The sequence below is a fragment of the Agitococcus lubricus genome, assembly GCF_003051055.1.
GTDB classification, from domain to species: domain Bacteria; phylum Pseudomonadota; class Gammaproteobacteria; order Pseudomonadales; family Moraxellaceae; genus Agitococcus; species Agitococcus lubricus.
In genome coordinates this window covers 22,093-35,432 of record NZ_QAON01000004.1, presented here as the reverse complement: position 1 = coordinate 35,432, position 13,340 = coordinate 22,093, and the positions used below count along the sequence as shown (strand labels likewise).

General features: G+C 44.2%; 11 protein-coding genes. 6 read left to right on the top strand and 5 right to left on the bottom strand.

The features are described from left to right. Positions 1 to 27 precede the first annotated feature (27 nt). Positions 28 to 2,253 carry a DNA topoisomerase IV subunit A gene (parC, locus tag C8N29_RS05245; RefSeq protein ID WP_107865001.1) on the top strand — a complete coding sequence of 742 codons (2,226 nt, stop codon included), beginning with the start codon at positions 28 to 30 and terminating at the stop codon, positions 2,251 to 2,253. 63 nt (positions 2,254 to 2,316) lie between these two features. Here parC and C8N29_RS05240 read toward each other — a convergent pair whose 3' ends face one another. Further along, entirely contained in the window at positions 2,317 to 3,504 is a 1,188-nt protein-coding gene (locus C8N29_RS05240; protein ID WP_107865000.1) for a hypothetical protein, read from the bottom strand. Between the two features lie 322 nt (positions 3,505 to 3,826). Here C8N29_RS05240 and serB point away from each other — a divergent pair, with 322 nt between their 5' ends. Further along, positions 3,827 to 5,050 (top strand): phosphoserine phosphatase SerB, encoded by a 1,224-nt coding sequence (gene serB, locus C8N29_RS05235; RefSeq protein ID WP_107864999.1) that lies wholly within the window; start codon positions 3,827 to 3,829, stop codon positions 5,048 to 5,050. Positions 5,051 to 5,106: 56 nt separating this feature from the next. Here the strand turns inward: serB and tfpZ are convergent, their stop codons facing one another. From tfpZ to C8N29_RS05220, 3 genes are all read right to left on the bottom strand, one after another. Beyond that, complete coding sequence (gene tfpZ / locus C8N29_RS05230) at positions 5,107 to 5,844, bottom strand: TfpX/TfpZ family type IV pilin accessory protein (RefSeq protein ID WP_107864998.1); 738 nt, start codon at positions 5,842 to 5,844, stop codon at positions 5,107 to 5,109. A gap of 182 nt (positions 5,845 to 6,026) precedes the next feature. Beyond that, a complete protein-coding gene (locus C8N29_RS05225; protein ID WP_107864997.1) occupies positions 6,027 to 6,893 on the bottom strand; it encodes an arginase family protein in 867 nt (288 codons plus the stop codon). Positions 6,894 to 6,903: 10 nt separating this feature from the next. After that, the gene (locus tag C8N29_RS05220) at positions 6,904 to 7,878 is read right to left on the bottom strand and encodes a hypothetical protein (protein ID WP_107864996.1); all 975 of its coding nucleotides are present in this window, start codon (positions 7,876 to 7,878) and stop codon (positions 6,904 to 6,906) included. Positions 7,879 to 8,219: 341 nt separating this feature from the next. Between C8N29_RS05220 and C8N29_RS05215 the strand changes: the two genes are divergently transcribed. Further along, a complete protein-coding gene (locus C8N29_RS05215) occupies positions 8,220 to 10,565 on the top strand; it encodes a molybdopterin-dependent oxidoreductase (RefSeq protein WP_107864995.1) in 2,346 nt (781 codons plus the stop codon). Between the two features lie 48 nt (positions 10,566 to 10,613). Here the strand turns inward: C8N29_RS05215 and ppnP are convergent, their stop codons facing one another. Continuing rightward, a complete protein-coding gene (gene ppnP / locus C8N29_RS05210) occupies positions 10,614 to 10,925 on the bottom strand; it encodes a pyrimidine/purine nucleoside phosphorylase (protein WP_107864994.1) in 312 nt (103 codons plus the stop codon). Between the two features lie 451 nt (positions 10,926 to 11,376). Here ppnP and C8N29_RS05205 point away from each other — a divergent pair, with 451 nt between their 5' ends. From C8N29_RS05205 to can, 3 genes are all read left to right on the top strand, one after another. Further along, positions 11,377 to 12,003 (top strand): C40 family peptidase, encoded by a 627-nt coding sequence (locus tag C8N29_RS05205; RefSeq protein ID WP_107864993.1) that lies wholly within the window; start codon positions 11,377 to 11,379, stop codon positions 12,001 to 12,003. Between the two features lie 250 nt (positions 12,004 to 12,253). Continuing rightward, entirely contained in the window at positions 12,254 to 12,637 is a 384-nt protein-coding gene (locus tag C8N29_RS05200; RefSeq protein WP_107864992.1) for a hypothetical protein, read from the top strand. Further along, positions 12,618 to 13,265, top strand: coding sequence for a carbonate dehydratase (gene can / locus C8N29_RS05195; protein ID WP_107864991.1), 648 nt, complete (start codon positions 12,618 to 12,620; stop codon positions 13,263 to 13,265). Before C8N29_RS05200 ends, can begins: the two co-directional genes overlap by 20 nt. Positions 13,266 to 13,340: the final 75 nt, after the last annotated feature.

Genomic DNA, 13,340 nt, shown 5'->3' with positions numbered 1-13,340 from the left:
CTCTTCAACATTGATATTAGGACTATTATGAGCGCAGTGGTAACCGATTTTACCGAACGTCGTTCCTTAGCAGACTTCACAGAGCAGGCTTACTTAAATTATTCGATGTATGTCATTTTAGACCGTGCTTTGCCACATATCGGTGATGGTCTTAAACCTGTACAACGCCGTATTGTCTATGCGATGAGTGAGCTTGGGCTAAAAAATAGTGCCAAACATAAAAAATCAGCGCGTACCGTGGGTGATGTGTTGGGTAAATATCATCCCCACGGTGATAGTGCTTGTTATGAAGCGATGGTCTTGATGGCGCAGCCGTTTAGCTATCGTTATCCCTTAGTGGATGGTCAAGGTAACTGGGGCTCACCTGATGACCCTAAATCCTTTGCGGCCATGCGTTATACCGAAGCCAAACTGTCTGCGTATGCCGATGTACTATTGGGAGAATTGGGGCAGGGTACTGTCGATTGGGTGCCTAATTTTGATGGGACGATGGACGAGCCGAATCTATTACCCGCGCGCTTGCCCAACTTATTGTTAAATGGCACCACAGGTATTGCGGTGGGGATGGCAACGGATATCCCCCCGCATAACTTACGGGAAGTGACCAGTGCGTGTATCGCCCTCCTAAAGAAGCCTTCGCTCACCTTAGAGCAATTGGTCGAATACATTCCTGCCCCTGATTTTCCAACCCGTGCCGAAATCATTACGCCCAAATCTGACCTATTGAATGTCTACAAAACAGGTCGTGGCTCCTTAAAAATGCGTGCTGTTTATGAGATTGAAGACGGCGATATTGTGGTAACAGCACTCCCGCATCAGGTATCAGGGGCTAAAGTTTTAGCGCAAATTGCCGAACAAATGCAGGCTAAAAAATTGCCTTTAGTTGCTGACCTGCGCGATGAGTCAGACCACGAAAATCCAACCCGTTTAGTGATTGTGCCCCGTTCAAATCGGGTCGATATTAGCCAACTGATGAATCATTTATTTGCGACGACCGACTTGGAATACAGTTATCGTGTCAACTTAAATGTGATTGGTTTGGATGGTAAACCACAAGTCAAAGACTTAAAAAAGGTGCTTAGCGAATGGTTGAGTTTTAGACAGGCGACGGTTCGTCGTCGTTTGCAATTTCGTTTAGATAAAGTCTTGGCGCGTTTGCATATTTTGGGTGGCTTATTGATAGCCTACTTAAATATTGATGAAGTGATTCGTATTATTCGTTACGAAGACCATCCCAAAGCCGAGCTAATGCGTACCTTTGGTTTAAGTGATTTACAAGCCGAGGCGATTTTAGAACTCAAACTACGGCACTTAGCTAAACTCGAAGAAATAGAAATTCGCCGCGAGCAAAGTGAGCTTGAAAAAGAACAAGCCGAACTCGAACATCTATTGGCAAACCCTGCGGCAATGGACAAATTAATCATTAAAGAACTCAAAGCTGATATGGAGAAGTATGGCGATGAGCGTCGTTCGCCTTTAGTGGAGCGTAGTGAAGCGCAAGCCTTAAAAGAAACCGATTTAAGCCCTGCCGAGCCAGTCACCGTCATTTTATCGGAAATGGGCTGGGTTCGCGCTGCCAAGGGTCATGATATTGCCTTAGAGGGACTCAGCTTTAAGGGCAGTGATAAATACCTTGCCTCTGCACAGGGTAGAAGTAATCAGCCTGTTTACTTCTTAGATAGTACAGGACGAAGTTATTCCTTATTGGCCAATACCTTACCCTCCGCACGTGGTCAGGGTGAGCCATTAACGACACGTCTCAATCCCCCCGCAGGTGCGAGCTTTAAGATGTTAGTGATGGGGGATACTCAACAGACAGTTATTTTGGCCACTGATGCCAGTTATGGTTTTATCACTACTTTAGGCGACTTAGAGGCGGGTAATAAAAACGGTAAAGCGGTTGTGACGGTGCCTGAGGGGGCAAATTTGCTAGCTCCCTTATTTGTAGACGATGTTGAGCAGGATTACTTGGCAATGATTAGCTCAGAAGGCCGTTTATTGGTTTTCCCAATAAAAGATTTACCTAAATTAACGAAAGGTAAAGGCAATAAACTGATTACCCTTGATGCTAATGAAACCCTCAAGTCGTGGTTGGTCTGTCGTGCAGGTGATAAGTTGGTGATTCACACGTCTAACCGACATTTGACCTTAAAATGGTCTGATGTAGAGCATTACAAAGGTGAACGAGGTAAACGTGGTGCTAAATTACCCCGCGGTTTTCAACGCGTAGAGTCGGTTGTGGTAGAGCGTTAAGAGCTAAGATGACAAACCGCTAAAAATACCCAAGCTATCAGTATGGATAGCTTGGGCGCGGGTTTAGGTGGTTGGTGTGGACGGTGAGTTGCTGTCTGGCTTCTTGCGTTCAAGAATGCGTTTTTCTAAGTTGTTGAGTTCTTCTTCTATTTCAGGCGCTAAACTTTCAACAAAATGCGCTTTAATATCTTTGTTTTTGTTGTCGTCTTCGCTGGCCTCATAGGCTTTGAGTTGATGTTTATTTTGTAAGGTGCTGACTAAGTTATCGTTTGCAGATACTAAGAGTTGATTAACTGTTGTTAGACTGACTAAGCGTTTAGCGAGTTGTAGCGCCGTGTCATCACTTTGTTCGGCCTGTAATTCTACGCTTGCGGCTTTGAGACGTAGGGCGAATTGTTTGGCTTGACGGCGTTTGTGATACGCACTGTCCGCCAGTTTTAATAATAAGCGGCTACTGAGTACAGCACGATTCATACAGTCTTCAATATGGTCACCATCAAAACGTAAGCATACACCGTCAGCAGTTAAGTTATCGATTGTCTTTCCTGTGTATAAACGACTGGCACGCTTGAGTAATTTATCGACAATCAGTAAAAATTGGTCGGCGGTATTCGCATTCACCTTTTGCATCAGATTTTTGCGGTCATCAAAACTGAAGTAAACAAAGACGCTCGCCGCAGGCTTAACGGGTTCAGGCTCTGGCGTGGGCATAGCGGCAGGTAATACAGGTGCAGGTGCTTCTGCGTTATCATCAGGCAGCGATGCTAAGATAGGGATACGGATACGCTTAAATAGGTGTGGCCAACCAATCCAAAGTGTCATAAATACGTGAATCACAAAGGAAAGTAGCAAATTCAGTAGACTATGCTGAATAATATCACCCCGTGCAGGTTTTGCCAGCTCAACAACGACCTCACCTAACACTTGCTTATCTAATTCGATGGGTTGTTGATAAAGATTCCCATGCTGACTTTGGGCGCTGCCACCTGTTGCCACGACTTGATTATGTTGAATAATACGCACATTGAGTACGATATCACTTTCACCAAAGCGGTCAGCCAATAAACCCAACCCCACACTGTCTTGACTTAGCAGTAGGGGCGCAGCATTAGTGGCTAATTGTTTCGTGACTAATTCACCCAGCGATTTTTGATTGTTATAGAGCTCCGTTTCGGCACTATTCACCAAGAGCATGGCATGTATCAGATAACTGATGACAAATAAAATAATAACACCACGAACTTGGTTCAATTTCGTATCCTCTTACTGGGTTAATGCATGGGGGCTATTATACCGACGTGTTTCACCATCTTGGCGATTCATCTTGCAATATAATCAGCAAATGGGACTAGGGGTAGATGTGTGCCCAGCATTTGTGCGTGATATGTTAAGTGTTCGCATAAAAAATAGCCAAAACAAAGCGAAGGTTGGCTCTTCTGCTAATTAAGTGTGCATTAAGACAGCACGAAAAGGCAGCAAGGCATTATAATCGCTCGATTCTCAAATGGGGCATAGCTGATTGTCAGGCAATCACCTATCATGCCAACTATTTCTCACTCATTGTGTAGAGTTTATGCGCGAAATCATTTTAATGTCGTTTTCTGGGCCAGATAGACCCCGTTTAAGTGCGAGTCTGATGGAAGTATTGGCGCAACATGCGGTCAATATTTTAGATGTCGGTCAAGCGGTGATTCATGACCAGCTATCCTTAGGTGTGGTGGTTGAGTCGCCAACCGCACAAGATTCTGCCCTACTGATGAAGGATGTGTTGTTTAGAGCGCATGATATTGGTTTATTGGTTCGTTTTACGCCGATTAGTTTAGACAGTTACCATCATTGGGTGAGTGGTCAGGGTAAAGCCCGTTATATTGTCACCCTGTTAGCGCGTAAAATTACCGCCGAACAGTTAGCTGCTGTGACGCAAATTGTGGCCGATAATGGCTTAAATATCGATGGCTTAAATCGACTCTCTGGTCGTGTACCTTTAGAAGATGAAAATGCAGGTTTAGGTAAAGCCTGTGTCGAGTTTTCGGTACGCGGTGAACCAAATAATATCAATAGTATGCGTGCTGAGTTTTTACGTCTTGCCAATGAGTTAAACATGGATATCGCCTTCCAACGCGATGATGCTTATCGTCGTAATCGTCGCGTGGTCTGTTTTGATATGGATTCTACTCTCATTGAGCACGAAGTCATTGACGAGTTAGCCAAAGCCGCAGGAGTAGGTGAGCAAGTAGCGGCAATTACTGAGCGGGCGATGCAGGGTGAACTGGACTTTAAGCAAAGTTTTGAAGCCCGTGTTGCGCTGCTGAAGGGCTTAAATGCCAGTGTGTTGGCCGATATTGCGGCGCGCTTAAAGTTGTCTGAAGGCGCAGAAAACTTAGTCAAAACGCTCAAAGCATTAGGCTATAAAACAGCCATTTTGTCGGGTGGATTTACCTATTTTGGCCAATATTTACAGCATAAATTAGGCATAGACTATGTGTTTGCCAACGATTTAGAAATTGTCGATGGGCAAGTGACGGGGCGCGTGGTAGGACAGGTGGTTGATGGCCAACGTAAAGCTGAACTGTTACGTGAGATTGCCCTGAAAGAAGGCGTACATTTAGAACAAGTGATTGCAGTCGGCGATGGCGCAAACGATTTACCGATGTTGTCGATTGCAGGTTTAGGGATTGCGTTTCGGGCGAAGCCCCTAGTGCGACAAAATGCCCGCCAAGCTATTTCCACGCTCGGCTTAGATGGGATTTTGTATTTACTAGGCGTTAGAGACAGAGATTTAGATTTAAGAATATAAGGTGATGTACACCCTTACCCCTACAGGGGAAAGGGTGTGATGTTTGCTCAGATGGCTTATAAATCTACATTCGCATAACCAATCACTTTTGCCGTTTTGGCATCGAGTAAAATCGTTGCAAAACCGCGCGCACTGCCTAAATTCATGATTCGAACTTGTTCTGGCACATAACCATAATCTTGTACGGCTTGTTTCAGAGCAGCCAGTTTAGGCGCAGACAACGGGGCACTGTTAATCATCATGCTGTTTTTTAGGATATCAGGCACGACTTTGTCATAGCTCACATAATATTGAGGCGATTGCTGCACATCATGTCCTGCAAACAGTGCCGACATCATTAACTGGGAGCGTTCTTGTTTGTCTGATGGTAAAACTGCACCCACGAGGCGAGGATGGGTGAAGCTGAGGTTTTGATATTCGGGAACGGCTTTTGCTAAGTCTTCGGCTAATATTTCATTGGCAAATACCATATGAAACATTTTGCCAGAAGCCACCAAATATACGGGGCGAGACTCATATAAAGTATGTAATCCAAACCCTAAAAAAGAGGCCTGTACGATAGCAATCACCGTCAAATCCATTTTGAGGCTAGGCTTACCCTGCTTGAAAACAATGAGTGTCAATAAAGGGCCTAAAATCAAATCGATACCCGCTACTAACATCAAAAGTTTATCGGCGTTAGCCATGGGTAGTAGCGGGATAGGATACCAAAAATAAATCACATAAATAGCAATCGTGCTAAGGATTAAAAAGCTAATAATCAGATGTATAAGACTCGCTTGCCAACGATTCATAGCAGACTCCTTTTATAATAGAACGCATTATTATGGTTGTTTGAGGGTAGGCTTCGTGTATCTATAAAGGTAGAAGACGCTATTCTAGGACGGACAGACTTAGCGATAGACTATCACGGTTTTAGCCCAATCATGGTATAGGGTTACATGGAGAGAATTCAAGTGCGATGTCGCAGGGCAAATCAGGCAGAAAAATATACCTGATTTGCGGCAATAAAGGTATTGATATGTAGTTCAACCAATTGATGAAAGGCTTGGTAGCCGCCAGCTAAAACAAACAAAATAGGAATATTGTGTCGTTTGGCAAACTCAAATACCATTTTATCTCGTTCATACAGTGACGTAGTATCAAACCAAGCAGAGCCAAAAGGGTCAGCTTGATGGCAGTCTACGCCCGCCTGATAAATCAATAGGTCTGTTTGCCAATCTAAAACATGACTAAACCCTTCTTCTAAAACCTGACAATACTGCGCAAAACTGCCGTGGTCGCGATGTACCAAGCGGCCTAAGCTGCGTGTCCCATCGACATGCCCAAAGCGCAGGCCATAAATGGTAAAGTTAAATAAATTAGTGAGGCGCTCACAAAAATCTGCCGTACCGTTGCCACCGTGCTGGTCACAGTCAAGAACAAAAACACGTTTATGAGCATATTGCTGAGCAATAAGGGCAAGGCCATTAAATGTACAATAACCACTGCCATAGTCATAACCTGCATGGTGAAAACCTTGAGCAATATTGGCCGCAATTCCATATTCAAAAGCCAAGTTGGCTGCCAACAGTTGGCCACCATGAATCGCTAAAACAGCATCCCGTAATTGCTCACTCCACTGAAAACCTTGTAGCGTCGCAAGCGGTTTTTCACCAACCAAAAAAGCATCTACTAGCGCGGGCTGATGCAGTTGTCTTAATAAATCGGGATGAATGCCCGTAGGCTCAACAAGCTCCGCTAATTGGCGTACTGTTAGCTGATTGGCAATCGCAGTTAGCTTTTCCATGCTGCGCGATAGTGTGGGCGCAAAATATCGTTCAGAGTAGCAAGCCTTAAGCATGAAAACATCTCTACAATTGTTTGGAGGCTAATGCCAATAATTGACGAATGTCTGTGGTGTGATGACTAAATAGACCATTTGCCGTTTGCCATTCAAAGTGTGAGCTAAACGCACGCGCACGATGAGCGACTGAGATAGACAGGGTGGTTAAACGTAAAAAACGAAAACCGATACATGCAGAGGCAGGAATTACTCGACCACGCAAGTGTTTGCAAGTGGTTAAGGTATCGGTTAGGTCTTCTGGGTATTCTACCGCAAATAAACTCGCTGCGGGAATGCGCACACCGTTCATCATGACAGGTGCAACACTGATACAGGAGTGACTATCACCAATATTGACTTTTTCAATCATTAACGGCCGTTGTTGGTCATCGACAATAATATTCACAAAGCCTTTACGCGGGATAGTGCCATATAACATTTCGAGAAAGAATTTTTCTGCCATCGTACAAGACCCCACTTTGGGTTTTTCTGTGAGGGCATTGAGGGCAAATAGACCTTCAGCATTGGCATCGCGGGGCAAAATGATATCGGATAACAGTCGTATCCAAACTCGACTTTCTTCAAGGCTTACTTCGTATTCGCTGTTTCGTAAACGGTGTTGAAAAGCAACTTCTTGCGCAAGGGTGCACCAAAAGCTGTCCTCAGCCGCTGAGTTTTGTTGTAAGTGGGTTGCTAAGTCCTTGCGTAAATCTAAATTACGCCATTGTTTTAAGCCTAATGACTGTGCCTGTGGGTGTAATAATAAGGAACGCAAACCTTGATTGGCGCGATTAAATAATTTTAAGTCATCCAATTCATCGGTGCGTGCTAAGTTGATATTGGTTGCTAGAGCGCGGGTAGCTTGGGTGTAACCGCAGCCACGGCGTTCAGTGCGATGGGTATAATCTTCATTCAACATTTCTATCAGGGTGTCTGATAAAGGCATTTCTAAGCGGTCAAAAGTCTCTACAATTTCATGATGGGTGTGATTTTTTGCTGTCATTACGTCATCCACTAACACGATTTTTTAAGTTTTTTATCAAAGATAATGCCATCACGTTATGATGAACGAGCGGCGATGCAGGTTAGCTGTTGTTGTCTATTCACTAAAGACGGGTCTGTATAAAAACTATAGATTGCCGTCACAAAATAGCAAAATAAATCCGTTGAATGATAGGGGCTGTTGACGAAGGATTCTCTCTTTGCAGATGCCCTAAAAAAGAGTAAGGTCGAGCCACTGACTCAAAATATCATATACCATTAATAATCTAAGCGTCTGTATACCGATAACACAAGGTCATTATCGTTTGTCCTTAGCGCTTAACCATAAAAGAGGAGCACAAAATGAGCCAAGCACATTATCGTACCTGTAATTTATGTGAGGCCATGTGTGGCGTGGTGATTCATACCGAAGAAGGTTTGGAAGGTGAGGGCGTGCGTATCACCAGCGTCAAAGGCGACCAAAATGACCCGTTTAGTCGGGGGCATATTTGTGCGAAAGCGATTGCACTTAAAACCCTACAGGAAGACCCTGACCGCTTGCGTTATCCGATGAAGCGGACAACCGATGGTTGGCAGGAAATTAGTTGGCAACAAGCATTTGACGAGGTAGAGCAAGGCATTAAAGCAGTGCAGGCAAAATATGGCCGTCATGCCGTTGGCTTTTATGTGGGCAATCCGACCGTACATAATTTAGGGGCAACTTTATTTGTTCCGCCGTTAATGGCCGCATTACATAGCAAAAATAAATTCAGCGCCACCAGTGTCGACCAATTACCTCATATGCTGGCGGCCTTACAAATGTTTGGCCATCAGTTATTACTGCCTATCCCCGATGTAGACAATACCGATTTTATGTTAATGCTGGGGGCGAATCCTGCGGCTTCTAATGGCAGCTTGATGACTGGCGGCGATATCATGGGACGGATTAAAGGGATTCAGCAACGAGGAGGGCGTGTTGTTGTGCTTGACCCGCGACGTACCGAAACCGCACAACAAGTAGGCGAACATATTTTTATTAAACCAGCCAGTGATGTCTATTTTTTGGCAGCCTTATTACACGTCCTGTTTAAGGAAACGACGCTTAACAAAGCAGCCATTGAGCAACAGGCTTTAGGCTTGGAAATGCTAGAGTTAGCGGTTGAATCTTTTAGTCCAGAACGTGTTGCTACGGTGACGGGTATAGAGGCCGCCGTCATTCGTCAATTAGCACATGACTTTGCTAAAGCAGAACGTGCAGTCTGTTACGGTCGTATGGGGGTATGTACTCAAGAGTTTGGTGGTGTGTCGGCGTGGTTAATTAATGCCATTAACGTTGTGACAGGCAATTTAGATAAAGTGGGTGGTGCGTTATTTAATCATCCAGCCGTTGACCTTGTGGGTTTAACGTCATCGTCGCCTGCCTTACGTGGCAGTTTTAATCGCTATCAATCACGGGTGCGTGGTTTGCCCGAGTTTAATGGCGAGTTACCCGTTGCGGTATTAGCCGAAGAAATTTTGACAGAAGGCAAAGGCCAAATTAAGGCACTGATTACCCACGCAGGTAATCCCGTGTTATCAACACCTAATGGTCAACAAGTCGACCAAGCCTTAGCTAGTCTGGATTTTATGGTAGCTATAGATATTTATTTAAATGAAACCACGCGTCATGCCCATATTATTTTGCCGCCAACAGGTGTTTTAGAACACGGCCATTATGATTTGGTTTTTAACATTTTAGCGGTACGTAATGTCAGTAAATATTCACCCCCTTTATTAACCCCTCCTGATAATACACGCCATGATTGGCAAATATTATTAGAGTTGGCCGCCCGTTTTAACGCCAATAACGCTAAAGAAAAATGGTTGTGGCAAGGTATTAAACGCATTGTTGAACGTTTACAACCAGAAGGGATACTCGATTTACTGTTACAGTTAGGCCCTTATGGTCAGTTGCCTTTGGGATTAACACCCGTCGCGGCACAAAGTAGCCAATTGTTGATAAAAGCCTTAAATGCGTTCCCTCCTACACACGGTGTAGCCCGTCAACTGAAACAATTATTGACGGCAACGCCCTTAAATGGCAAAGCGCAAGGTTTGAGTTTGGCCAAACTCAAAGCCAATCCACACGGTCTAGACTTGGGTGCTTTGCAACCGTCATTAGCCGAACGTATCTGTACCCCAGACCGTAAAGTGATATTAGCTCCTCATTTGTATTTGGCGGAGTTAAGTCGCGCATTTACGCAATTAAATGCACATCAGCGTCGTGAGCCAAATCAATTTTTATTGATTGGTCGTCGTCATATTCGGAGTAATAATTCGTGGCTGCATAATAGCCTGCCACTGATTAAAGGCAAAAATCGCTGTACTGCTATGATGAATCAGGCGGATGCTAGCGCTTTAGCTGTGAATGAGGGCGACATGATTCGTGTTAAGTCACGCGTGGGTGACATTACACTGCCTGTGGAAATTGTCGATGATATGATGACAGGCGTTATCAGTATTCCACACGGTTTTGGCCACCACCGACAAGGGACACAACTCAGTATTGCCGAAGGCAAGGCAGGGGTCAGTATGAATGATATTACTGATGAGCATTATGTGGATGGCATTAGCGGTACAGCCGCGTTAAATGGTTTAGCAGTCACTGTTTTGCCTATGACCGCTAAGACTAAGGCCAAAAAATCTAAACAAATTGATGTGTTAAACTGACAGATATGGCATCGGCAGTTGTTATGCCGATGCCTGTTTTGGTCTCAGTTAGGCAAAATGACACACATAATCTAAGGTATCAATCGTTTCGATAGTGAAACTCGAATTGCCCGCAACCTCAAAAGATTGACCCGCTCCATATTCCTGCCAGTTATCTTGTCCCGCTAATTTGACGCGGCATTTGCCTGCAATCACTTCCATAATTTCAGGCGCACCGGTATTAAAAACCAGCGTTGATGGAAAAATCACGCCGACGGTTTTGCGGGTGCCATCGGCAAACAAGACGCTATGGCTGACACACTTTCCATCAAAATAAATATTAGATTTTTTGATGACACTGACATTATCGAACTGACTCATGGTGGATATCTCTGTATAAAATAAAACAAAAACATTCGCATTATAGCTGAGTGTGCATTGAAAATTCAGAACTTACAGGCGAAGGATGGCCTTCATTTTGAAGGCGGTGGCGAAGCAGACTGTTTTTTGAGCTTAACAGACTAAAGAAGATGGAGTGATATAACCTGAGTTTGTGATAAGAAACACTGATTTATTGAACGTGATGTAGGTTTAGGCCAAAGTTAGCCAAACCATTGCGTGGTGCAAAGCTCACCGTGGCACCACAACGTCCCAACAGGCCTTTGATGTAATAAACAGTACCATGTCAATTAAAAAGCCGTAGTCTTATCCAGACGCAGCTTATATCAGATGTTTCATACTGACGTCTTATGAGCGCTTCACGCTGTATGCGTCACTAAACTGTCAACAAAACGTCAATAAATGGTCAACAACACAAGACATGCTGTGAGCCATGAAAACAGTCAGTCTTAGTCGCCACAAAAGTCTTGCCTATCAAACCTTAAAACAACAATTACAAACAGGTGACTTAGTGCTTTTCTCGGGCACAAGTTGGTCTTCGCGTTTGGTACAAGTGTTTACCCTCAGTCGATGGTCGCATATTGCCCTCGTGGTACGTTTACCCGAATATCCCGACCAATTATTATTATGGGAAGTCACTCGAGCCAGTAAACTACACGATATTCAACATGGGCAAAGTATGGACGGTGTACAGTTAGTGAATTTAGATGCCAAACTGGCCAGCTATCAGGGGCAAGTGGCCATCAGACGCTTAAAAACGAAACTTAACGAACAACAACGCTTACAACACTTACGTCATTTATTGGCAGCTTGGCGACACAAGCCCTATTGTAATATTGTACGTAAAAATTTATATGCGTGGTGGCATGGTAATGCAGCAAGTAGTATTGGCCATCAAGGGGGATTTTGCAGTGAGTTGATTGCCGAAATTTATCAACGGTGGCAGTTATTACCTGCCGATAGACCTGCACGCTATTATGTTCCCCAAGATTTTGCGCCAAGTGCGGCCTTGAAGTTGGTGAATGGAGGCTTGTCGCCAGCGTGGTGGTTACACTACTAAATAATCGCCATTTATCCCGATATAGCGTTTTGTCGATAGCTGAGCGAAGAGAGGGACGTATCTTAATTCCTATGATACAGCGCACAGTAGGCCAAAAATACAGAATCTGACTGCCGAGTTTGTAATAAAGCCCGCAAAATAGAGGACGTATCCACCCAGATTTCGCTATCATAGGCCGTGTTTGATAGGGGGCAGTAGCCTGTATCATTGAGGATAATTGAGTCGCGCGTGACGCAGGGGATAAATGTAAATGACACCCGAACAACAACAGTATGTGACTACCCGTTTAATGCATATTCGCTGGTGGAATCGTTTAGGTTGGTTATTTGTGGTTGTGATTGCCGCATTTTATGCGTGGTTATGGCAGCATAAACCCTTATATATAGACCCGGGTTTACTACTGACTAAATTACAGATGGGACAAGTAAGCGATATAGAAATTGCGAAATTAGCGGCATTAGGTAATCTTGCCTTTATTGGCTGTGGTTTGTTATTTATTGGCATTGTTGTCCTTACCTATGTCGCATTATGGACAGAAAAACAGACCATCAGCATACTCACAACCAAACAGATAATCCCTTTTAGCACAGAAACGACAGAGGCTAGTAGCAACGATGACACAAAAACTCACTGACTTATTGGCTAAAAATCGGGAATGGGCTGAGCGGATTAAACACACAGAGCCAGAATTTTTTGCCAAATTAACTGCGCAACAAAAGCCCAAATATTTATGGATTGGTTGTGCAGATAGCCGTGTGCCTTGTACCCAACTGGTTGATTTGTTGCCTGGTGATATGTTTGTACACCGTAACGTCGCTAATTTAGTCATTCACACCGACTTTAATTGTTTATCGGTGATGCAATACGCGATTGAAGTCCTCAAAGTTGAACACATTATTGTCTGTGGTCATTATCGTTGTGGCGGTATTCAAGCCGCGATGCAACATCAAGAGTTTGGCCTGATTGATAATTGGTTACGCCATGTGCAAGATATTATTCACAAGTACCAATCATACATCAACCAACAAGCCGACGAACAAGGTCGTTTAGACGCTCTGTGTGAGCTAAACGTGATGGAACAGGTGGTGAATGTTTGCGAAAATACACTGGTACGCAATGCGTGGTTAAAAGGCCAGCAGCTCACCGTACATGGCTGGATTTATGGGGTAGAAGACGGATTATTACGCGACTTAGACCTCAGTATTAGCTCAACGACCGAAATGAAGGCGGCTGTAGCACATTTGCAGCAAAAAACGACGTAATTGTCGCTTGATTGTCAGCGACTTTGGCTTTAACCTTCGCACCTTCACGGGAGCTAACCGTTTTCGCGTTTGTAG